The 21,660-nt window shown below is 46.8% G+C and carries 21 protein-coding genes; 15 read left to right on the top strand and 6 right to left on the bottom strand.

Going from position 1 to position 21,660, the window contains the following annotated elements; translation table 11 throughout:
* The 13 genes from C3V36_13355 (at position 1) to C3V36_13295 (ending at position 9,959) form a co-directional block, all read left to right on the top strand.
* The gene (locus tag C3V36_13355; GenBank protein AVM70147.1) at positions 1-657 is read left to right on the top strand and encodes a hypothetical protein; all 657 of its coding nucleotides are present in this window, start codon (positions 1-3) and stop codon (positions 655-657) included.
* Positions 658-664: 7 nt separating this feature from the next.
* Entirely contained in the window at positions 665-1,738 is a 1,074-nt protein-coding gene (locus tag C3V36_13350; GenBank protein AVM70146.1) for a chemotaxis response regulator protein-glutamate methylesterase, read from the top strand.
* Between the two features lies 1 nt (position 1,739).
* Positions 1,740-3,842, top strand: coding sequence for a chemotaxis protein CheA (locus tag C3V36_13345; protein AVM70145.1), 2,103 nt, complete (start codon positions 1,740-1,742; stop codon positions 3,840-3,842).
* 11 nt (positions 3,843-3,853) lie between these two features.
* Positions 3,854-4,312: a chemotaxis protein CheW gene (locus tag C3V36_13340; protein ID AVM70144.1), complete on the top strand. Its 459-nt coding sequence runs from the start codon at positions 3,854-3,856 to the stop codon at positions 4,310-4,312.
* A 10-nt stretch (positions 4,313-4,322) separates the two neighbouring features.
* Positions 4,323-4,937, top strand: a complete 615-nt coding sequence (locus C3V36_13335) for a CheY-P-specific phosphatase CheC (GenBank protein ID AVM70143.1) — start codon at positions 4,323-4,325, stop codon at positions 4,935-4,937.
* 2 nt (positions 4,938-4,939) lie between these two features.
* Complete coding sequence (locus C3V36_13330; GenBank protein ID AVM70142.1) at positions 4,940-5,422, top strand: chemotaxis protein CheD; 483 nt, start codon at positions 4,940-4,942, stop codon at positions 5,420-5,422.
* 1 nt (position 5,423) lies between these two features.
* The gene (locus C3V36_13325; protein AVM70141.1) at positions 5,424-5,717 is read left to right on the top strand and encodes a hypothetical protein; all 294 of its coding nucleotides are present in this window, start codon (positions 5,424-5,426) and stop codon (positions 5,715-5,717) included.
* A gap of 37 nt (positions 5,718-5,754) precedes the next feature.
* Positions 5,755-6,522, top strand: a complete 768-nt coding sequence (locus C3V36_13320) for a FliA/WhiG family RNA polymerase sigma factor (protein AVM70140.1) — start codon at positions 5,755-5,757, stop codon at positions 6,520-6,522.
* Positions 6,523-6,544: 22 nt separating this feature from the next.
* Positions 6,545-7,918: a hypothetical protein gene (locus tag C3V36_13315; protein ID AVM70139.1), complete on the top strand. Its 1,374-nt coding sequence runs from the start codon at positions 6,545-6,547 to the stop codon at positions 7,916-7,918.
* A gap of 99 nt (positions 7,919-8,017) precedes the next feature.
* Positions 8,018-8,383: a hypothetical protein gene (locus C3V36_13310; GenBank protein AVM70138.1), complete on the top strand. Its 366-nt coding sequence runs from the start codon at positions 8,018-8,020 to the stop codon at positions 8,381-8,383.
* A gap of 17 nt (positions 8,384-8,400) precedes the next feature.
* A complete protein-coding gene (locus C3V36_13305; GenBank protein AVM70137.1) occupies positions 8,401-9,066 on the top strand; it encodes a hypothetical protein in 666 nt (221 codons plus the stop codon).
* A 38-nt stretch (positions 9,067-9,104) separates the two neighbouring features.
* Positions 9,105-9,323, top strand: coding sequence for a hypothetical protein (locus tag C3V36_13300; protein ID AVM70136.1), 219 nt, complete (start codon positions 9,105-9,107; stop codon positions 9,321-9,323).
* A gap of 54 nt (positions 9,324-9,377) precedes the next feature.
* Positions 9,378-9,959: a hypothetical protein gene (locus C3V36_13295; protein AVM70135.1), complete on the top strand. Its 582-nt coding sequence runs from the start codon at positions 9,378-9,380 to the stop codon at positions 9,957-9,959.
* Positions 9,960-10,085: 126 nt separating this feature from the next.
* Here the strand turns inward: C3V36_13295 and C3V36_13290 are convergent, their stop codons facing one another.
* The 6 genes from C3V36_13290 to C3V36_13265 form a co-directional block, all read right to left on the bottom strand.
* Complete coding sequence (locus tag C3V36_13290) at positions 10,086-11,567, bottom strand: hypothetical protein (protein AVM70134.1); 1,482 nt, start codon at positions 11,565-11,567, stop codon at positions 10,086-10,088.
* A gap of 250 nt (positions 11,568-11,817) precedes the next feature.
* The gene (locus C3V36_13285; protein AVM70133.1) at positions 11,818-13,575 is read right to left on the bottom strand and encodes an NADH:ubiquinone oxidoreductase; all 1,758 of its coding nucleotides are present in this window, start codon (positions 13,573-13,575) and stop codon (positions 11,818-11,820) included.
* Positions 13,576-13,587: 12 nt separating this feature from the next.
* Entirely contained in the window at positions 13,588-15,378 is a 1,791-nt protein-coding gene (locus C3V36_13280) for an NADH-quinone oxidoreductase subunit NuoF (GenBank protein ID AVM70132.1), read from the bottom strand.
* 17 nt (positions 15,379-15,395) lie between these two features.
* Positions 15,396-15,773 carry a hypothetical protein gene (locus C3V36_13275; protein AVM70131.1) on the bottom strand — a complete coding sequence of 126 codons (378 nt, stop codon included), beginning with the start codon at positions 15,771-15,773 and terminating at the stop codon, positions 15,396-15,398.
* A gap of 29 nt (positions 15,774-15,802) precedes the next feature.
* On the bottom strand, positions 15,803-16,282 hold the full coding sequence (locus tag C3V36_13270; GenBank protein AVM70130.1) for an NAD(P)H-dependent oxidoreductase subunit E: 480 nt from the start codon (positions 16,280-16,282) through the stop codon (positions 15,803-15,805).
* A gap of 325 nt (positions 16,283-16,607) precedes the next feature.
* Entirely contained in the window at positions 16,608-18,863 is a 2,256-nt protein-coding gene (locus tag C3V36_13265) for a hypothetical protein (GenBank protein AVM70129.1), read from the bottom strand.
* A 795-nt stretch (positions 18,864-19,658) separates the two neighbouring features.
* On the opposite strand from C3V36_13265, the gene C3V36_13260 reads away from it, so the two are divergent.
* Positions 19,659-20,618 (top strand): protein lplB, encoded by a 960-nt coding sequence (locus C3V36_13260; GenBank protein ID AVM70561.1) that lies wholly within the window; start codon positions 19,659-19,661, stop codon positions 20,616-20,618.
* On the top strand, positions 20,618-21,499 hold the full coding sequence (locus C3V36_13255) for an ABC transporter permease (GenBank protein ID AVM70128.1): 882 nt from the start codon (positions 20,618-20,620) through the stop codon (positions 21,497-21,499). The genes C3V36_13260 and C3V36_13255 overlap by 1 nt, the downstream gene beginning before the upstream one ends.
* The last annotated feature ends 161 nt before the right edge of the window (positions 21,500-21,660 follow it).

The raw sequence follows: 21,660 nt of genomic DNA, 5'->3' as shown, positions 1-21,660 counted from the left end.
ATGGAAGAAAAAACCCTGCAAGAAGGCAGTAAAATGGAAATTATCGATCATCGTGCCAATGGGAATAAACATACCTATTACAGCGTGATGACATATATTTTGGACGAATCTACTTTTGACGCGCAGGCGCCGCTGGAAAAAGGCATTGTCGTAGCGCTGGAAATCGGTCGGGAGTATGAATGCTTTTTTATTACGATTTACGGCCTGTTTCGTTGTAAGGTACGGCTGGAAAGCCGTTATGTCGAAGGTGATTTGCATTTCTTAAGGTTTAAGGTGCTGACAGCGATTGCCAAACACCAGAGAAGAGGCTTTTTCCGAATGGATGCGATTGCTGATTTTCGCTATTACAATAACTTGACCAATCAATGGCAGGAAGCAACCACACAAAATATCAGCGGCAACGGGATTAAATGTATTACTCATGAAGAGTTGTCCAAAGGAACACGGGTAACATGCGAGTTAAAATTAGAGATTGAAAAGAAGGTTTATACCGTGACCAATTTAGCTGAGGTGATTGATACGGGAGCGGCTGATCCGGTTGAGCGGCGGTTTGAAACCCGGCTGGCTTTTATTGATATTCCGATGCCGAAACAAGATATTATCATTAAATACATCTATGACGAACAGAGAAAAAGGTTGAAAAAAGAAGGCAGGTAAGCAGAAGATGGCCAAAAGGAAAATCCTTATAATTGATGATTCGGCATTTACAAGGAAAGTACTTTCCTCTATAATAGAAGAAGACGGTCGGCTGGAGATTGTCGGCACCGCCAAGGACGGAAAAGAAGGACTGGAGATGGCACTGGCCTTAAATCCGGACGTTGTTTCCGTTGATGTGGAAATGCCGGTTATGAATGGCTTAACCATGATTAAAGAGCTGATGAGTAAGAAGAGTATTCCGATTGTGGTTGTCAGTTCCCTGACCAAGGAAGGCGCCAAAGAGACCATTCAGGCACTGGAGTACGGCGCATTTGATTTTGTGGCGAAGCCCAGCAGTATTTTTGGGTTAAAGAATGAGGAAGTTTTTGCCGAGTATACGGAAAAAGTTTACGCGGCGGCAATGAGTAAGCAGCAGGCCGATGGGAAAAAGATAGATGTAAGGACTGCTCCCCGGTTTGAAATACCGCTGAAAACGGTGACCAAAAACCGGGTGCAAAAGGCGGCAAACAAGATAGTAGCAATCGGCACTTCAACCGGCGGACCGAAAGCGCTGCCGGATGTGCTTACCAGGCTGCCGGCAGATTTTCCGGCCGGAATCGTAATTGTTCAGCATATGCCGCCCGGATTTACCAAGTCTTTGGCCGCCAGGCTCGATCAGCTTTCGGTGATTAGTGTCAAGGAAGCCGAAGACGGGGAAATGATCAAGGAAGCGACGGCTTATATCGCTCCGGGTGACCGGCACCTGAAAGTAGTGGAAAAGATGGGAAAATATTATGTGGAACTCGATGACGGACCGAAAAAGGGGCCGCATAAACCGGCCGTCGATGTATTAATGAGTTCTTTGGCCAAACTCCCGCCGAAGAAGGTAATTGGTGTGATTATGACCGGCATGGGAAGCGATGGATGCGATGGTATGGAAGAGTTAAAAAAGGCAAACAATACTTATATTATTGCGCAGGATGAGGCTTCCTGCGTGGTATACGGAATGCCCCGGGCAGTGGTTCAGAAAAATTTGGCAAATGAGGTCGTGCCGTTAAATCATATTGCACAGGCGATCAAAACGAAGCTGGAGGTACTTTAGTATGGATACATCCCAATATTTAGAAATTTTTATCGAGGAATCGAAAGAGCATCTGCAAAGTTTAAATGAAACTTTGCTGGTACTGGAAAACTCTCCGGATGACGTGGACATGATCAACAGCGTTTTCCGGGTGGCTCATACTTTAAAGGGAATGGCCGGGACAATGGGTTTTAAGCGGATGAACAGTCTGACCCACAATATGGAGAATGTGTTGTCGGAAATCCGAACCGGCAATATTCATATTACACCGGAACTCTTAGACATTTTGTTTCAATGCCTGGATGCACTGGAGCAGTATGTGGAGGAGATTACCAATACCGGTGCCGAAGGCGAAGAAGCGTATGAGGGAATTATTGAGCAGCTGAATGAAATTCTGAAAAACGGCGGAACAGCCGGTAAGGCGGCTCCGGCGGCAGCAGCGGCTCCGGCAGCTGCCGCACCGAAGGCGGAAGAAAAGCCGAAAGCCGCTGCCAGCCTGAACGAATATGAGCAAAACATTGTGCAGAAAGCGAATGAAAGCGGAATGCTGGCATTTGCCATTCGGGTTAAGATCGATGAAAAGAGCATGCTGAAAGCAGCCAGAGCCTATATTGTTTATAAAACACTGGAAGATATGGGTGAAATCATCAAAACCGAGCCGTCGGTTCAGGATATTGAGGAAGAAAAGTTCGATCATGAGTTTTTTGTTTATATTGTTACCGAGCACGATAAAGAAGCGTTGGTGAAGGAAATTTCCGGGATCAGTGAAGTAGCGGAGGTAGAAGCTAATTTGATTGAAACCTCGGCGCAGGCAGAACCGGCCAAGGAAGAAGCGGCAGCTCCGGCAGCTGCGCCGGCACCGGCCAAGGAAGAAAAGGCGGCGGAAAAACCGGCAGCGGGAAAACCGGCAGCGGGAAAACCGGCGGCTGCGCCGGCTGCACCGGCTGCTAAGGCGGAAGGAAATGCGGCCAAGCCCAAGACCAACACGACTGTCCGGGTTGATGTAGAGCGCTTGGATAGTTTGATGAATCTGGTCAGTGAGTTGATTATCGCTAAGAATGGCTTGGAAACGGTCAGCAAAGGCATGGGCCAGAGTGCGAACGAGCAGATTGAATATTTGGAACGGATTACCACGAACCTGCATGAATCGGTTATGAAGGTGCGGATGGTGCCGGTCGAAAGAGTATTTAACCGCTTTCCCCGCTTGATTCGTGATTTGTCCAGAAACTTAAACAAGAAGATGGAACTGGATATGTCGGGTGAGGAAACGGAAATCGACCGGACGGTAATTGATGAGATTGGGGATCCTTTGGTTCACCTTATCCGGAACTCGGCCGATCATGGCCTGGAGTCAACGGAAGTACGGTTGGCCCGGGGTAAGGATGAAGTCGGTCATGTTTATTTGGACGCTTATCAGGACGGCAATAATGTAGTGATTGAAGTATCGGACGACGGCAACGGCATTGATGTGGAGAAGGTGCGGCGCAAAGCGGTCGAAAAAGGAGCCATTACCGAGGAAGAAGCAGCGGTGATGCAGGACAATGATGTGATCGGATTGCTGTTCCGTCCCAGCTTTTCTACGGCGGAAAAGATTTCCGATGTTTCCGGTCGGGGCGTCGGGTTGGACGTGGTTAAGACCAAGATTGAAAGTCTGGGCGGCGATATTGAGGTGAAGACGGAGCTGACCAAGGGCAGTAAGTTTATTATTCGGCTGCCGTTGACATTGGCGATTATTCAGGGGCTGATGGTCGAAATTGCCCATGAAAAATATGCAATTCCCCTCAGTACGATTCAGACAATTGAGGATGTTGATATTTCCGAGATTAAATATGTGCATAATGAGGAAGTAATTCATCTGCGCAACAATGTAATTCCGGTTTATCATTTGGAAAAAGCGCTGGGCATTGTCCGGACGGAGGAGCATCCGCGGCAGAAGCTGACGGTTGTTATCGTCAATCGAGGCGAAAAACTGCTGGCGCTGGCAGTTGACAATCTAATTGGCCAGCAGGAGGTCGTAATCAAGAACTTGGGTCAATATTTGAAGGAAGTTAAGAATATTGCCGGCGCGACGATCTTAGGCAACGGCGAAGTTGCTTTGATTCTGGACGTCAACTCGCTGTTTTAAAGGAGGAAAGCATGGGAGACAATAAAAAAGAAGTGGAAACGGCTGATCAGGCGTTAAAGCAATATATTGTAATTCGTTTCAACAAAGAGCAGTTTGGCATCAGCATTAATTATATTCAAAATATTGTGCGGATGACGTCGATTACCCGGGTGCCGAATGTACCTGAATATATTAAGGGCGTTATCAATTTGCGCGGTGAGATTATTCCGATTATGAGCCTGCGGATTAAGCTGGGCTTAGAGCCGGATCAGATTACCGGCCAAACCAGAATTATTATTGTCAGCGTCGATGATAATCTGATTGGATTATTTGTGGATGAGGTCATGGAAGTACTGGTGTTGGAAGATAATCAGATTGATAAACAGATGAAAGAAGGCACTGATAAAAAGTCAAAATATATTTACGGTGTCGGTAAATTGAAGGACCGGCTGATCTCCTTGTTTAATGTTGAGCAGATCATTGCGGAGTAAGGAGGCGACTATGAGCGAAGCATATGGCAATTTGGATTCTTCACGGCTGGATGTATTGCGTGAGTTGGGAAATATCGGCGCCGGCAATGCAACAACCGCTCTGTCACAGATGATTAACAAAAGAGTGGATATGGGAGTGCCCAAAGCCGAATTAATCCAAATTGAAAAAATTTCACAAATTTTAGGCGGCGAAGAAAATCTGGTAGTCGGCATCCTCTTAGGGATTGAGGGGGATGTAGAGGGGATGATGATGTTTGTCCAAGAGCAGGAATCCGCGCATCATTTGGTTAACCTTTTGATGGGACGGGATTTGGAGGATTTTTCTGCTTTTACAGACATGGACTTATCGGCTTTACAGGAGATCGGCAACATTATCACCGGAGCGTATTTAAATTCTCTTTCCTCGCTGACGGGACTGAAGATTATACCGACTGTTCCGCATATGGCGGTTGATATGGCGGGAGCGATTTTAAGCGTGCCGGCCATTGAGTTTGGAAAGGTGGGCGATTATGCCTTGCTGATTCAGACCGGCTTTGGCGGAATCGGAGAAGAGGTTTTTGGCTATTTTATTTTGATACCGGAAGCAAAATCCTATGAAAAGATATTTAAGAGTTTGGGGATATAACTATGGCATTGATTAAAGTTGGAATGGCGGACCTAAAAGCGGTGAAGCATCCCGATAATTTAACTACCTTAGGCTTGGGGAGTTGTATCGGGGTGACATTATACGATACTTCGAGTAAAATCAGCGGGATGGCTCATTTCATGCTGCCGGACAGCACTCAGATCAAGAATAATGAAAATAAGGCCAAGTTTGGCGATACGGCGATTGATGAGCTGCTGAAGCAAATGATCAGTCTGAGGGCTTCTAAGGCCAGGCTGGTGGCCAAGATCGCCGGCGGAGCGCAAATGTTTTCTTTTGGCGAAAAAAATGATTTGATGCGAATCGGTGAGCGTAATGCAATTGCCGCCAAGGAAAAATTGAAAGCATTGGGTATCCGGCTGATTGCGGAGGACACTGGTAATAATTACGGAAGAACGATTGAGTTTATGAGTGAAAACGGAGACCTGCATGTCAAAACGATTGGCAAAGAATTAAAGGTTATTTGAGATGAGAATTAAAAATTTTAATTTAATAATTGTCTTAATTGCAGAAATTTTAGTGGCAATCTATGGCTATGTGTACCATTACAGCCTGTTTCGTCTGGCCGTTACGATGGCGGTTGTGTTTGCCTTATTTTTTGTGATCGGGAGTCTTTTACAAATGATGAGTAATCGTCTGTTTGCCGAGGTCGAGGCTCGGGAGCAAAGAGAACGGGAAGAAGAGGAAGAGCGGCGGAAAGCGGAAAAGGCAAAGGCAGAGGAAGAAGAAGCGGCCAAAGCAGAAGAATCGGAACAGGAGTAATTAATCGCTCAGCGGCAGGACGGAAAGTGAGAGCAATATGGAATTAGCGGAACAAAATGCCTTATGGGAGGAATACAGCCGGACGCGGAATGAGAAGCTGAAGGAAAAGCTGATTGTGGAATATTCGCAGCTGGTAAAATATATTGCGGGTCGTCTGAATATGTATTTGGGAAATAATGTTGATTTTGACGATTTGGTGGGATACGGTGTTTTTGGATTGATCGATGCCATTGATAAGTTTGATTACTCCAAAGGCAATAAGTTTGAAACCTATGCTTCTTTGCGGATTCGTGGAGAGATTTTGGATAATATCCGTCGGATGGACTGGGTTCCGCGATCATTACGCAAGAAAAAAAGATTGCTGGACGCCGCTATGCAAAAGCTGGAAGTGGATGAAGCCAGCGAGAATTACGACGAGATCATGGCGCAGGAGTTGAATATTTCGGTGGAAGAATATTACCGCTGGGAAAATCAAACCAAGGCGCTGCATTTATCTTCTTTGGATGAGCATATTGAGCAAAACGGCGAATTGGCCGTGCAGAGCTTGGAATATAAAAAGTTTGATCAGCCTTTTGACCGGATGAGCCGGGAAGAAACTAAGCTGCAGTTGATTGAAGCGCTGGGGACTTTAACGGATAAGGAGAAAAAGGTAATTTCTTTATATTATTATGACGAGCTGACCTTAAAAGAGATTAGTTTGGTGCTGGGGGTATCCGAATCAAGGGTATCGCAGCTGCATACCAAATCTCTCCGCAAAATGAGGCGTTTTTTGGGAGACGATGTAGAACTATTGGCATACATTTAAAAAATGTAGGATTGGGGTAAAGATGGAAAATAAATCAACGTACGAAATTAGAATCGCGAAAGACAAAATGACGGCTGTGCTTAGTTTTGAAGCGGCAGATGAATCCGTTACCGCCGAACAAATTTTGGGAGAACTGCAAAAATTAGGAGTTCGGAACGGAATTTTAAAGGATAAGTTGGGCGAAATTATACAAAACAAACATTTATATACCGATTATGTCATCGCCGAAGGTTTGGAGCCGACCAAACCGTTTCCGGGCAAGGTGGAATATTTCTTTCAAACCACTAAGGATATGAAACCGAGCGTGGATAAGGACGGTAATGTTGATTACAAGAACTTATCTTTGATTTCCAATGTTAAGCAAGGGCAGCTTTTGGCTAAATTGGAGCCGGCTGTTCAGGGCGAGCCGGGGATTAATATTTTGGGTGTGCCGCTGCCGCCGCCGCAGGTTAAGCCGGTGACGATTAAGGCCGGGAAGAATACTGTTTTTAACGAGACTAAAACGGAACTGTTTGCCACCAAAAACGGAATGGTTATGCTTCAGGACGGCGCGGTGATGGTCAATGATGTTTATCAGGTACCAAACCATGTCGGTCCTTCGACCGGTAATATCAACTTTGCCGGCAATGTTATTGTCAGCGGCAATGTGCTGGATGATTTTACGGTCACGGCCGATGGCGATATTGAGGTTTTTGGCGTGGTCGAAGGCTCGATTTTAAAGGCCGGCGGCAATATTGTCCTGCACAGCGGTATTTCCGGTAAGGGTCGGGCAGTGCTGGAAGCGGGCGGTAATTTGATGACCAAGTATATTGAGCAGTCAACGGTTAAGGTCAGAGGGAATATTCATTCCAGCGCTATTTTGCACAGCACGGTTCGCTGCGGCGGCAGTGTAGTCGTAGAAGGCAAGAAGGCTTTGATTTCCGGCGGCAAGATTGTATCCGGCAGCTATGTAGAAACCAATATCCTGGGTTCGCATATGGGCACCGTGACTGAGATTGAAGTAGGAGTAAATCCCGTTATTTCCGAAGAATATGAAGAGCTGAAGAAAGCATTGCCGAAGGTCAGGAACGAATTGGAGCAGATTGAAAAGGTAATTGTTTTGCTGAATAAAAGACGGGAACTGGAAGGAAATCTGGATGAAGACAAGCAGGAAATGTATGCAACGGCAATTAAAAATAAAATTGTTTTAAGTACCCGCTGTCAGAAAATGGAAAGGGACTTCCAAAAGTTAGAGGAAGAAATGAACATCGGCACTGCCGGTGAGATCAGAATAAATGGTATTTTGTATTCGGGCACGCGTTTGACGATCAGTAATGTCAATCGGACGATTAGTGATGATGTTCGCTCGGTTAAGTTTATTCGAGAGGGCGCTGATCTGAAAATGATTTCCATCTGAGAGAATGTTTCCGTTTTTTCGGCGGGATTTCAGGTTTGAAAGCAGCCGGAAAATGACGGCTGAGTTAGGGAAAAGGGATTTGCCGTTTTTATTTGGCTGATGGATATTGGCTTGACGGCGGGACTGGACTTTTTCAGAAAGGAGAGAGCAATGGCAATCAGGCCGATTGATATGCAGATTATGACGCCCAGAATGGCGGATTTGTCGATGCTTAATCAGGCGGAAAAGGAAAGACCCCTAGTTGAGCAGCTTCATATTACCGGGCAGCAAAATAAGGAAACGGACAAGAATATGCAGATTGTCCGCAAGACGCCGGAGCACAGTCAGATGAAAAATGACGCGGATGCCAAGGATAAAGGGAAGAATACTTATACTTACCATCCGTCGAAGAAGAATCCGGGTAAGATGCAAAAGGAAGAGGAAGCTTCTTTTGCCGGCGGCCATCGGTTGGATATTAAAATATAAGAGGTGAGGGAAAAGCAATGTCAGGCAATGATAAGGTGATTCTTTTTTTGGTCTTGATTGGCATGCTGATTAGCTTTGCCGGTATTTTGGCGATTGTCGTCGATAAGTATAAGAAAGCAGAGCGGGAGAAGGCGGAGGATCAGGCGGCTGATGCTGAGGAGATCAAGCAGAAGATATTGCAGATGCATGATTACGGCGAGTTTTTGAATAAAGAGCTGGCGGATAAGCAAAATGAAGCAATGCTGATGTATGAAATGCTGCTGGAAAAGGAAAAAAAGCTGGCCGGAGAGGCGGCGTTACTGAGGACTTCGGCGGGATCGGTTCAGCCGGCGGCGTCAGAAAAGGCGCAGGCTTTTTCCGAGAGTTCGAATTATTTTAAGAGTTCCTCCCCGGAACGCACCCGGAAAGCGGCGGCAGAGAATGGACAGCCGGTTAAGACGGCAGCAGGAGGCAGCAAATCGCCGGCAGAGCAAGCTGGTCGGGGCGGGTCTTTTAAGGGCAATGATTTATCAGCAGGGGTTTCGGCGGCTGAGGAAGAGCCGAGGCAGGAGGAAGAGCTGATTAATCATAATGAGGAGATTAAGGCGCTTTACGGTCAGGGGCTGCCGGCGGGAGAGATTGCCGAGCGTCTGCAAATCGGCAAGGGGCAGGTGGAGTTGGTTATTCGTCTGTTTTGCTCTTAGGCCGGCTTTCAGTGACCAAAGAAAAATATAACCGGAAGATGAGCCTTATCAGGCTCATTTTTGCTATGAAGGCAATAGCCCGGATAGGTTTATTGATAGCCGGTTGCCTATCGTTTCCGCACTTGTTCAAAACCTGCGTGCAGCAGTTATATGCTCCGGCATGTGATATAGATATTGCTGAGAAAAAAGGTGTGTTTCGGCGAGTGATACGGTTATTTGTCTGGGGCAGAAAAGATATGTTTCGGCGAGAGATATAGATTATTACAGGTTGGCAGCAGAGAGTGGGATTTATCAGGAAAAAAGGAGAAGCGATGAAGCGGGAAAGTATAAAGTATGTTGTGTTGGGGATTGGGTTGGGTTTTTTGATTGCGGCGGGGTTGTTTTTAAAGTTTGGCGGTCGGGAGAAGGAAATTTTAGCGGAGCGAGAGATTGTGGAACGGGCAAGAAGCTTGGGGATGGTCTTTTTGACGGAGAGACAGCCGACAGATGGCTCGGTTAAGGCACCGGATCCGGTTATACAGCCTCAGGAGCCAGGAACAAAGGAGCCGGAGGTGAAGCCGGCAGAGGCAAACTCAGCGGCTAAATCGGAAGAAGAAAAAGCGGCAGCCGAGCAGGAGCCGGCAACGGAAGGGAAGAAAGAAGATGTCGAGGAGCAGCCGGATACGCAGGCCGAGAGCGACTCGGCAGCGGAGAAGCCGGCGCCTTTGACCAAGCCGCAGGAGATTGCTCCGCCGAAGCAGCCGGCGAAGCCCAAGACTACTCCGGCCAAACCGGCTTCGGATGTGGTCACTGAGGTCATCAGCGGCGATGATCCGGCAGCCAAGGATTTGCTGCCGCCGCCTAATCCCAACCGACCCAAATCCACGGAAACGCTGCCAACCAATCATTTTTAGATTATGGAAACAGAACAATAGAAAAAGGACAAAAGAACGATTTTTGAAATCTTTCTTTTGTCCTTTTCTTTACAGCATAAGAAAAATACAATCAAGTACTCTTATTCGCTAAAACAGCCTTTACACTTATCTCATTTTCAAAACGATGGTTTTGGTGGTCTCGTCCCAGGATACGCTGAAACCAAGGGCATCGCCCAGTTCGCGCAGTTTGAAGTAGTTGCTGCCGCCGATAGTATAGGCCGTTAAATAAACATCATGGCCATTGACTTCCAGCCCGGCATTGGAAAGTACCGCCTGCTTGTTCTTACCATCGCCGCCGGTCAGTTCCGTACCGTTATCAATATAGTCCCGGCCGGAAACCAAGGAAATCAGTTTCTTTCCGCCATTCCAGTCAACCGAAAACTTTTTGCCCGTACCGGCTGCCAATTTAGCGATATCGCGCAGCTTAAAGTAAGAACTGCCGTTAATTGTATACACTTCTAAGCCCTTAACCGGTTCCCCGTTTAAGGTCACTGCCAAATGACTGTAAACGGCCGAAGCATAAGCCGGAGCGGTAATGCCTAAAGGCTTTTTCAAAATACTCCACTTGCCGTCCTTGCTGACCAGAGCGACATCGCCATGAAACTCGCCGGCCTGCTCATACTGAACCCGAATGACTTCCTGACCGCTGCGGTTGACATAACCGACCATATTGTTTTGAACAACCAAGGCCATACCTTCACCAAAGCTTTTAGCCCAATCATAGGTAAACGCGATAAACTCCCGACCGGCCTTATCAATAAAGCCCCATTTGCTGACTTTTTTAACCGGAGCCAAGCCGTCGCTGAAATCTTTGGCGGCTTCGTATTGCAGCCCGATAAATTCCTGACCGTTACGATCAATAAAGCCCCATTTGCCGGCTTTTTGAACAGCGGCCGCGCCCTCGCTGAAATCCTTGACTTCATCGTATAGGAAGTTAATTACTGTCCGGCCGGCGGTATCAATGTATCCCCATTTATCGCCGCGCTTGACAGCAGCCAGACCCTCCTGAAAACTTTTGGCATCATCATACTGTGCGTCGATCAAATTTCGACCGGTTTTATCAATAAAGCCCCATTTAACCGGGTTCTTTACCGCCGCAATTCCGTTACTGAAGCTTTTGACATCCGAGTAGGCAAACGGAATGGTTTCTTTGCCCTTATCATTGATGAAGCCCCATTTGGTTCCTTTTCTGACCGCTGCGAAACCTTCGCTGAAGCTAAGTACATATTCATATTCAGCACGTTGAAGCGAGAATAATTCATGACCGGATGGGTTAATATACATCCATTTTTCGCCTTTGCGGACGACAGCCATACCCTCGTGGAAGTCAAAAGCTTCGTCATACAAAAAGTCAATGACTTGTTTGCCGGTCTTATCCACATAGCCATATTGGCTGCCTTTTTTGACTACTGCCATACCTTCGCTGAAGTGGCCGCTTTCACTGGAATAGCGGGCATCGCTTTGTACTTCCGGCAGCGAAATCTGGGTAGGCTGGCTGGCATGAACCGGTGCCGATGTCAGCAGCAGCAAAAGACTAATCCCCAGCGTTATAGTTACATGCTTTAAAAGCGTTTTCATCATTTTCATCAGATTCTCCTTTTTTGAGTAGTGTCCAGTTTCCTTTTCTGCACTTCCTGATATTCTAATATTTTTTCAGGCGAAAGTCAATGATTTTTCTGGGAATTATCAGAAACTTGCATGAAAAACTCCGGTTAGGAAGGGCGATCAGCCGCCTTGGCCGGAGTTTTTATTTTCAGAAATTATTCAGCAGCTTTGATGTACTATTTTGATGTACTATCGGCCGCAGCTGTAACTTGTTGTTAGCCGCATAGCCGAACTATACCTTTTCCTTAACACTGTAATGAGTATGCAGCAGCTGGTGCGCCCGCTCGCCCAGCGGTTCACCGAGAAAAGCACGGTATAACTCAATAACCGCCGGATTTTCGTGCGATTTACGCAGTTTAGAGTTTCTGTCAATCTCATAGATGGCTTTTTGCCGGGCTTTTAAAATATCGGAATTGCCGTGATGGTAGGGCTGACCGGCGCCGCCGATGCAGCCGCCCGGGCAAGCCATGACTTCAATCGCATGAAGATTGCGGCGGTTGCCGTCGCGGACTTCTTCCAGCAAAGCTCTGGCATTGCCCAGTCCATGCGCGATGCCGATGTTGAGCATGAAGCCGTCCACATCAACATGGCCGATTCGGATGCCGTCAAAGCCGCGCAGCTGCTCAAATTCGATTTTTTCCAGCGGATGCTTGGTCTGTAGTTCGTAAGCTGTCCGGACGGCAGCTTCAATGACACCGCCGGTTGAGCCGAAAATCATGCCGGCACCGGTCGAAATACCAAGCGGATCGTCGTATTCCGCATCTTCCAGATCATGGACATTAATGTTCATTTGCTGAATCATATGAGCAAACTCCCGGGTAGTGATGACGATATCAACATCCGGATTGCCGTCCGGGCAAAACTCTTCTTCATGTGCTTCCTGCTTTTTGGCAAGACAAGGCATTAAGGAAACGACAATCAGGTTTTCCCGGTCAATGCCCAGCTTTTCGGCAAAGTAGCTCTTGGCGATTGCGCCGAACATTTGCTGCGGCGATTTGGCCGAAGACGGAATATGAATCAGTTCCGGGAACTGGCTTTCAATGAAATTGACCCAAGCCGGACAGCAGGAGGTCAGAATCGGTAAAGAGCGTTCATCGCCGCTTTTCAGGAAGCGATCCAGCCGGTCTAAAAGTTCAGCGCCCTCTTCCATAATGGTCAAATCAGCCGAGAAGTTTGTATCAAAAACATAATCAAAGCCCATATGCTTTAGGGCGGCGACCATTTTTCCGGTCATAACACTGCCGGGAGCTTCGCCGAAGGCCTCACCCAGTGCTACCCGAACAGCCGGAGCTGTTTGCACGATCACGGTTTTAGTTGGGTCAGCCAGAGCCTCAAATACTTTATAAGTATGGTCATTTTCGGTCAGAGCGCCGGTCGGGCAGACGGCCACACATTGGCCGCAGTGGGTGCAGACGGTATCGACCATCGGCAGTTCAAAAGCACTGGAAACGACGGCGTTAAAGCCGCGGTTAATGCCGGACAAAGCACCGACGGTCTGGACATCATTGCACATGGTTTCGCAGCGGCGGCACATCACGCATTTATCCATATCCCGAATCAGAGACGGAGAGATATCGACGTGGTAGGTGCTCATTGAGGTACCGGAAATGGAGTGTCCTCGGAGTGCTAATTTTTCAGCCAAGTCCTGAAGCTCGCAGTTGCCGGCCTTGCGGCAGGCCAGACAATCCTTGGGATGGTCGGAAATCAGGAGTTCCAAAACCATCCGCCGGGCTTCCATCACCCGCATATTGTTGGTGATAATCTCCATGCCTTCCGATACCGGAGTAGCACAGGCCGGCGCTAAATTACGACGACCTTTGATTTCAACCACGCAGACGCGGCAGGAGGCCGCTTTATTGATCATCTTGGTGTCATGCAGGTCTAAATGACACAAAGTTGGAATCACGATATTCAACGCTTTGGCAGCTTCCAAAATGGTACTGCTTTCGGGAACGGAAACGGGTTTTCCGTCAATTTTTAAATCAATCATTTGCGTACTCCTTTACTTTTTGTCAATCGCATGGAACTTACAAGCTGCATAACAAGCACCGCATTTGATACATTTTTCCGGATCGATGACATGCCTCTGCTTTCTCTCGCCGCTGATACAGCCGACCGGACATTTCCGAGCGCAGGCGGTACAGCCGATACAATTGATATTGATGACATAGCGAATCAGTTTTTGGCAGCGGCCGGCCGGGCAGCGGTGCTCTTTGACATGGGCAACATATTCATCCCAAAAAGAGTTTAAGGTTGACAGCACCGGATTGGGCGCAGTCTGTCCCAAGCCGCATAAAGCCGTGTCGCAGATAACCCGGCTCAGGCGCCGAAGTTCATCTAAGTGACGCATTTCCGCTCTGCCGTCGGTAATCATCTCCAGAAGCTCTAAGAGCCGCCTTGTGCCAATCCGGCAAGGAGTACATTTGCCGCAGGATTCTTCCTGTGTAAATTCCAGATAAAACTTAGCAACTGCCGGCATACAGTCAGTTTCATCCATGACAATCATACCGCCGGAGCCCATCATTGAGCCTTTGGCAATCAGATTGTCAAAATCAATCGGCGTATCCAAATCTTTTTCGGTCAGACAGCCGCCGGACGGGCCGCCGGTCTGAACCGCCTTAAAACTGTGGCCGCCCTTGATGCCGCCGCCGATTTCATAAATAACTTCGCGCAAGGTTGTGCCCATCGGGACTTCAATCAGGCCGACATTATTGATTTTGCCGGCCAGGGCAAAGACCTTGGTGCCGCTGGATTTTTCCGTGCCGATACTTTTAAACCACTGGCTGCCGCGCAGCAAAATAACAGGAATATTGGCCAAAGTTTCAACGTTATTGACATTGGTCGGTTTTCCCCAGTAGCCGGATTCGGCCGGGAAGGGGGGCTTGGTTGTCGGTTCACCCCGTTCGCCCTCCATCGAGTGAATCAACGCAGTTTCCTCGCCGCAGACAAAAGCGCCGGCGCCGAAGGACAGGTGAATATCAAAATTAAAGTCGGTACCGAGAATGTTGTTGCCCAATAGCCCATATTCTCTGGCTGAATCAATGGCATCTTGCAGCCGGGTGATGGCTAGCGGATATTCGGCCCGGATATAGACCCGGCCTTCCGCCGCCCCGATAGCATAACCGCAGATGGCCATGGCTTCCACAATTGAATGGGGATCGCCTTCTAAGATTGACCGATCCATAAAAGCACCCGGATCGCCTTCGTCAGCATTACAAATCACATATTTTTCAATGGACACGGATTTTTTAGCAAACTCCCATTTCAGACCGGTTAAAAAACCGCCGCCGCCGCGACCGCGTAATCCTGAGTCCTTAACTTCGGCAATGACCTGATCCCGGGTCATTTCAGTTAAAGCTTTGGCCAGAGCGGCGTAGCCATCGCGGGCAATATATTCTTCAATGTCGTGCGGATCAATAAAGCCGCAGTTACGCAAGGCAATCCGCTCCTGTTTTTTGTAAAAGTTCATGTGCTTGGAATCGGAAATGGCTTCACCGGTTTTGGGTTCGATAAACAATAAACGATTCACTTTATGGCCGCAGAGGATATGGCTTTCAATGATTTCAGCGGCATCTGCCGGTTTGACCTGCGTATAAAAGGTGTTATCTGGCAAAACCTTAACAATCGGCCCTTTTTCGCAAAAGCCAAAGCAGCCGCCCAGTACCACCCGGACGTCTTCGGTCAAACCGTGCTTTTTCACTTCCTCTTTTAAGTTTTTGACGATCAAAGCGGATTCGGATGACAGACAACCCGTTCCGCCGCAAACCAAAATCTGCATCTTATAGTTTGACATGTCTTTGCCTCCCAACCTTATTCGTATTCTGTCCGGATCATGCCGTCCAGTGAATTGCCTTTTTCCACATATTCAAAAAAGATTTCTTTTGCTTTTTCGGGGCTTACTCCTTCAAAAATAACCGCTTCCTTGCTGTCCGGAGAAATAATCCTGATGGCAGGTTCCTTAAAGGTTTCAATTCGATCTGTCTGAAAAACGACGATGTTTTTATTTAAAGCCAGTTCCCATAAGATGTGATAAATTTCTTTGGCTCCGGCCAAAATCCCGGAGTTTTCCATTCCCACCTGAATTTGCACTAAATGATCAATATTTTCGCCCAGCAGCCGGGCAGCGATTTTTTGCTGAGCTGCTTCTTTGTGCTGCTTGAGATCGCTAACTGAATTAATTTTTGGCATGATACCCTCCTTTTTAACCTTGCCGAACTTTAAACTTCTCGATATTCGTCGAGAATTCCTTTGACTTCGGCCGCAGCCACCCGGCCGTAAACCTTACCATTGACCAGTACAACCGGAGCTAATCCGCAGGCGCCGACACAGCGCAGAACAGATAAGGAAAACTTGCCGTCGGGCGTAGTTCCGCCCACGTCAATCCCCAGTTCCTGCTTAAACTCTTCCAAAACCTTGTCGGCACCGCGGACATAGCAGGCCGTCCCCAAACAAATGGAGATATCAAACTCGCCCTTTGGCTCCATGGTAAAAAAAGAATAAAAACTAACGACGCCAAATACTTTGGATGTGGGAACGCCCATTTTTCGGGCAATGTGAATTTGAAGCTCCTGCGGCAGGTAGCCGTAGGTTTTTTGCGCGTGGTGTAGAACCCGAATCAATTCGCCTTTTTTGCTGGGCAAAGCGTCAATAAACTCATCGAGTTCTTTAAATTGATCGCAATTAACACAGTTAGCCATCGATAACCTCCTATATTCAACAAAGAATATTGATAACCTCCTGACAATTATAACAAAAAAACGAAAAAATGTAAAGGAATGGCAGGAAATAGTCGTGATTATCTTTAAAAAGGTAAAAAAATAACAAAAAATACAGGACAATTTATCTAAAAACAAAGACAATAAAAAAGAATGATTCTCATTCTCAAATATTAAGTATATTACAACAGGATTAGTTAATCAGAAAAGATAGTTGGCACGGTCCAGCCGAAAAAAAGAGCGGAAACATAAAATAAGGCCAATTGTAGATATAAAATCGGGATAAAACAAGAAAAAACCACGGCTTTTAAGCCTGCGTTTTGCGGTAATGATTGGGCGTGATATCGTAAAACTTTTTGAAAAAACGGATATAACTGCGGACGTCGTTATAACCGAGGGCTTTGCTGATATCATTAACAGTCATATCGGTGTTTTTCAGCATTTCCTTGGATTTTTCCGTGCGGTAAAAGTTCAGGTATTCCGATAAGGTTTTGCCGGTGGCCAGTTTAAAGATTTTATTTAAGTAAATTGGACTGATTCCGGTGTTTTCGGCAATTTGCGGAATGGTCACCGGTTCAGAAAAATGCGCCTGCAAATAGGTCAGAGTTTTTTCAATATATTCATGGGCATCGCGCGAAACTTTACTTTCCGTATCAATCAATCCGCCCAGATAGGCGCGGAACAGTTCTTTGATTTGGCCGACTTCCTCGCTTTGCTCAATCTGGTGGAGCATTCGGTTCATATCCTCAATCGGAAAAAAAAGATCCATTTCCAGGAGTGAAGAAAAAATGGCCGTGGCCGCCAGCAGGATCGTTTTGCGGGCAGCAGTGATCGGGGTGCCGTTCGGGAAATTTTGCTCATAAAAATGCTCAACGATTTGCGCCAGCCGCGGACTGTTTTTATCAATGACCGATTGAGTAATCTGGAAGATGACACTTGGCATCAGAGCGGCAGCGGCAGGTTCCTGATCGCTGAATAAAATAAAGCTGTCGGCAGCGCCGGAAGCAAAAATCAGATTTTTACGGGCTTTTGTCCAGGCATAATAAGGGGCCGGTGCTTCGGCATCGCAAAAGGCCACCGAAAAAAGCAGATGAAAGCCGAGTGAGTCTTTCATTCCTTTTTTTAAAGCCAAGGCAATCGCATAAATTTTATCGCGCAGTTCGGCCGCCTCCGATGTATTTAATAGGAAGAGAAGATTTTCTTTTTCCGAATAAAGGGAGTAAACCTTACCTAAAGCCGAAAAAAGTTCCGTTGCGTTTTGCTTGACAATCAGCTTTAGCTCCTCTTTAATCGTAATGTTGGCCACCGACTCAATTTCCTGAACGGCGATTAAAATAACGCAGAAATAAGGATGCGGAAAGGAAATGTCATATTTCTCATATTCCGGGGGCATGGCAGTTACTTCGACATGATGATAGAGAATATCGGTCAGCAGCCGTTCTTGCAGCAGCGGTTTATTGGCTGCGGCCGACTGCCGGATATTGTTGATTTCCGTTTGAAAATGTTCGGCAGCCTGCTGCAGCAGTTGAAACTCATCATAAGCGGCAGCTGAAGTTGCTTTTCGTGGTGAAACGGCGGAAAAAATTGAAGCCGCACCGCCAGCGCTTTCACCGCTTAAAGTTTGCGTGCCGTCCATGCCGATTTTGGCCAGAAAAAGGTCAAACCGGTTTAAGTGATAGAAGCTGTAAGCAACTGCTCCGGCCAAATTGATGAGGAGCAGGCATAGATAGCAGGGGAGCAGCAGCGGCAGAAGGGAAAAAAGCTTTTTCCAGACAAAATGGCGCGGCAAATAAACCTGACCCTGCAAAGTGAGATAAGAAGCCGAGGTTAAGGCAACGCCCGGCTGCTCCTCATAGGAATCGCTGTCCGCCGGCAAGGCATTTGACCACAGCGCTTTATTTTCAAAAGAAAGCATGATTTTTTCGGATAAACCGGCAGCGGTCTCTTCAAAATAACGGGTCAATTCGGTTAAGGGAATGTTGACGGCAATAAAGCCGTATTTTTCCAAACCATAAAGCGGCAGCGAATGCAGATAAGTCAAAACCTGATAAGGGCTGTCGCCTTCATAGTAACGGTGATAGGGGTATCCCAATTCCCAATATTCTTCGCTTTGCCGCTGGCTGAAACGCTCCGGCAGCCCCGGATTATAAAAATCAGAGTAGTGATAAAGACTGCCTTTGGAGTCATAAATCAGGTCGGATTGGCGAAACCAAAGGATAAAGGACTCATACGCCGTCATCGTGACAAAGGGTGACAGGTCGCGGTCAAGCGCAATCAGCTGGTCAAGGGAAGGTGCGGGCGAGAGCAAAGCATTTTGCACCGATGGCAGCGTACCGGCGAACAAAGCACTGTCTTTGGCGGTTGACATGGTTTCTTCCGCATAATTCAAAAGCTGCTGCAAGTGAAAGCCGGCTTTTTCTCTGACGGCAGCTTGGTATTGTCGCTGCCAAATCCCGGCGGTAAGCAGCAAAAAAATATGCGAAATCAAAAGCAGCATTCCCAAAGCAGTTTTAAAATGATGCGAATGCATTAATTTTTTAATAGAAGAAACAGATAAACGCATGATGCCCCCTAATAAGTTAAATCTGCAGCTGATGAAAGCAAATATATTTTCAATATACTCAACTTTCCCCTGATCGAAGTGCTTCGCACTTCTGCCCGGGTGGGCGACCTACCATAGTCTTTTTTGGCTCTGTCCCGCTCAGAGAGCGGGTGCATGGACCCACTCTCGCGATTTTCTTCGCAAATCGCATTCCGTTCCTGCCCATGCAACGAGCCTAAAAAAGACTGTTCTGTCGAACATGGGAAAGTTGAGTAATACACATTACAGCTTAGGCAAGTTATTCAGACTCCTTGGAATATCGACAAACGGCGACATTAAGCAAATAGATGGTTATGCTTGCCTGAATTGTAATCAGTATACCATAAATTTGACATGAGCGCGAGAAAATCCTATTATTTTTTTATGTATTTTTAGCAAAAAATAAAAATTTTTCTCCCCAAAAGCAGTTGAAAATTTGATATTGACAACGGAAAAAGCCTTTAATATAAGGAATGAGAACAAAAAGCGAAAATTTTAACAAGTGAATTGATATTTTGCTATTTTTTACCCCTTAATTTTTTGATACAATGTTGTGTAACAAGGCGTGAGTGCAAGTTGGGAGCAAAAGGAGCGGGGCACACTGGCGTGCACAGGCGGATTTTGCGAGCAACTTATATGAGCGCCGGAGCGGAGAGAAAATCCGCAGGATTTTCTCTTGCACTCACGCAGACCGGTGCAAGTTGGGAGCAAATTTATCTTGTTTCCTTAGGGTTGAACAAAAAAACATCATTGAAAAAGGCGATAAAGGGGGTTAAAATGGTAACAGCAGCAATTGAGCCGAAAAAGCAAAGCGGACTGAAACGGCAAAACAGAAAAGAGTTATGGAAATATATAAAAAGGCATAAATGGCTCTATGCCATGCTTTTGCCGGCGGCGGTATATTATATCATTTTTTGCTATATTCCCATGTACGGCGCCACCATCGCGCTGAAAGACTTTAACCCGAGACTGGGGATTTTAGGCAGCCCCTGGGTTGGCTTTGAAGTTTTTCGGGAGCTTTTCGGGATGGAAAAGTTTTATTCCGTTTTTTGGAATACCATTTCCATCAGCTTCACCCGGCTGATTTTCGGATTTCCTTTTCCGATTATTATTGCGCTTCTCCTAAATGAGTTGCGTTCGCATAAGTTAAAAAAAGTAGTGCAAACCAGTATTTATATTCCCAATTTCATTTCGTGGGTCATTTTAGGCGGTATCCTGACCAATCTTTTGTCTTCGGACGGCGGAGCGGTCAATGCCGTTATTACGGCGCTGGGCTTTGATCCGATTCCGTTTTTGACCAGTGAAAAGTTTTTTATTCCAACTATTGTCGCGTCCATGATCTGGAAAACTTTTGGCTGGAGCACCATCATTTATTTGGCGGCCTTGGCCGGGGTTGATCCGCAGTATTATGAGGCGGCAACCGTTGACGGCGCCAATCGCTGGCATAAGCTGTGGTACATTACCCTGCCGGCAATCCGCTCGACCATTATCGTTGTGCTGATTACCCGAATCGGCAGCCTGATGCAGGCCGGTTTTGAACAAATTTTTGTGCTGTATCATCCCGGCGTTTATGGGGTGGCCGATATTATTGACACCTATGTCTATCGGGTGGGTATTTTTGAGGGCAAGTTTGAACTGGCGGCGGCGGTCGGTCTGTTTAAGTCGATTGTCAATTTCCTGCTGCTGGTGATGGCTAACCGCGCCGCCCGGCACTTTGGCGAGGAGGGCATTTTCTAATGAGAAATAAGAATAAAATTCGGCGCTCGGTTGGCAGTCATATTTTTGATACTGTAAATATTGCTTTTTTGTTGTTATTGGCGTTTTTGACGCTGTATCCATTTTGGGACTGCCTGATTGTATCGGTTTCTTCGGTTAAAAGTTATTTAAGCTCCGGGATTCATTTGTGGCCGGGCGAATGGGCTTTTGACGGATATTTGTATATGCTGGGCAAAAAGGAGCTATGGCAGTCCTATGCCAACAGTATTTTCATCACCTTAGTGGGAACATCCATCAATATGCTGATTACCACGATGGCAGCGTATGTCCTGTCCCGAACCTATTTAAAGGGGCGGCGGGTACTGATGTTTTTTGCGGTCTTTACCATGATGTTTTCCGGTGGTATTATTCCGCTGTATATTGTGATTCAAAAGCTGAAATTAATGAACTCGCTGTGGGCAATGATTTTGCCGTCGGCGATCAATACCTATAATTTGATTATTTTAAGAAACTTTTTTCATTCCCTGCCGCGCGAGTTGGAAGAATCGGCTTTCTTAGACGGCTGCACCGATATCGGTGTGCTGTTCCGCATCATGCTGCCAATTTCCAAACCGGCGCTGGCTACGATTTCACTCTTTTACGCCGTGGCTAACTGGAATGAGTTTTTTGCGGCGGTTATGTACATCAATGAAAAGAAAAAGTGGCCGCTTCAGCTTTTCCTGCGCTCGATGCTGTTTGAAAATGATGCGGCGTATTCGTCCGGCGGCGAGAACCTGTTTTTGCTCGGTCAGCCGATGAAAATGGCGGCGGTGATGATGGCGATTATCCCGATTATGTGTATGTATCCGTTTTTCCAGAAATACTTTACCAAGGGGGCGCTTTTGGGTGCAGTGAAGGGATAAACAGACGTAGGTTACTTTAATTACTCATCTTCTCTTTGGGGGAAAATCGTGCAGACCGGTTCGGCCGAAAAACGAAACAGATGCCTGCGCTTAACAGGTTGCTTGCTTAGCGGACTGACCGGCCGACACACGTAGCTTTGCGGTATGCTTCGGGCAAAACG

This window comes from Lachnospiraceae bacterium oral taxon 500, assembly GCA_002999035.1.
Taxonomy (GTDB): Bacteria; Bacillota; Clostridia; order Lachnospirales; family Vallitaleaceae; genus W11650.
This window is presented reverse-complemented; position numbering and strand designations above follow the sequence as displayed.

What these genes read in the sequence shown, in the direction of transcription:
- C3V36_13355 (AVM70147.1), top strand. Translation starts at nt 1, where the DNA reads ATGGAAGAAAAAACCCTGCAAGAAGGCAGTAAAATGGAAATTATCGAT.
- C3V36_13350 (AVM70146.1), top strand. Translation starts at nt 665, where the DNA reads ATGGCCAAAAGGAAAATCCTTATAATTGATGATTCGGCATTTACAAGG.
- C3V36_13345 (AVM70145.1), top strand. Translation starts at nt 1,740, where the DNA reads ATGGATACATCCCAATATTTAGAAATTTTTATCGAGGAATCGAAAGAG.
- C3V36_13340 (AVM70144.1), top strand. Translation starts at nt 3,854, where the DNA reads ATGGGAGACAATAAAAAAGAAGTGGAAACGGCTGATCAGGCGTTAAAG.
- C3V36_13335 (AVM70143.1), top strand. Translation starts at nt 4,323, where the DNA reads ATGAGCGAAGCATATGGCAATTTGGATTCTTCACGGCTGGATGTATTG.
- C3V36_13330 (AVM70142.1), top strand. Translation starts at nt 4,940, where the DNA reads ATGGCATTGATTAAAGTTGGAATGGCGGACCTAAAAGCGGTGAAGCAT.
- C3V36_13325 (AVM70141.1), top strand. Translation starts at nt 5,424, where the DNA reads ATGAGAATTAAAAATTTTAATTTAATAATTGTCTTAATTGCAGAAATT.
- C3V36_13320 (AVM70140.1), top strand. Translation starts at nt 5,755, where the DNA reads ATGGAATTAGCGGAACAAAATGCCTTATGGGAGGAATACAGCCGGACG.
- C3V36_13315 (AVM70139.1), top strand. Translation starts at nt 6,545, where the DNA reads ATGGAAAATAAATCAACGTACGAAATTAGAATCGCGAAAGACAAAATG.
- C3V36_13310 (AVM70138.1), top strand. Translation starts at nt 8,018, where the DNA reads ATGGATATTGGCTTGACGGCGGGACTGGACTTTTTCAGAAAGGAGAGA.
- C3V36_13305 (AVM70137.1), top strand. Translation starts at nt 8,401, where the DNA reads ATGTCAGGCAATGATAAGGTGATTCTTTTTTTGGTCTTGATTGGCATG.
- C3V36_13300 (AVM70136.1), top strand. Translation starts at nt 9,105, where the DNA reads ATGAGCCTTATCAGGCTCATTTTTGCTATGAAGGCAATAGCCCGGATA.
- C3V36_13295 (AVM70135.1), top strand. Translation starts at nt 9,378, where the DNA reads ATGAAGCGGGAAAGTATAAAGTATGTTGTGTTGGGGATTGGGTTGGGT.
- C3V36_13290 (AVM70134.1), bottom strand. Translation starts at nt 11,567, where the DNA reads ATGAAAATGATGAAAACGCTTTTAAAGCATGTAACTATAACGCTGGGG.
- C3V36_13285 (AVM70133.1), bottom strand. Translation starts at nt 13,575, where the DNA reads ATGATTGATTTAAAAATTGACGGAAAACCCGTTTCCGTTCCCGAAAGC.
- C3V36_13280 (AVM70132.1), bottom strand. Translation starts at nt 15,378, where the DNA reads ATGTCAAACTATAAGATGCAGATTTTGGTTTGCGGCGGAACGGGTTGT.
- C3V36_13275 (AVM70131.1), bottom strand. Translation starts at nt 15,773, where the DNA reads ATGCCAAAAATTAATTCAGTTAGCGATCTCAAGCAGCACAAAGAAGCA.
- C3V36_13270 (AVM70130.1), bottom strand. Translation starts at nt 16,282, where the DNA reads ATGGCTAACTGTGTTAATTGCGATCAATTTAAAGAACTCGATGAGTTT.
- C3V36_13265 (AVM70129.1), bottom strand. Translation starts at nt 18,863, where the DNA reads ATGCGTTTATCTGTTTCTTCTATTAAAAAATTAATGCATTCGCATCAT.
- C3V36_13260 (AVM70561.1), top strand. Translation starts at nt 19,659, where the DNA reads ATGGTAACAGCAGCAATTGAGCCGAAAAAGCAAAGCGGACTGAAACGG.
- C3V36_13255 (AVM70128.1), top strand. Translation starts at nt 20,618, where the DNA reads ATGAGAAATAAGAATAAAATTCGGCGCTCGGTTGGCAGTCATATTTTT.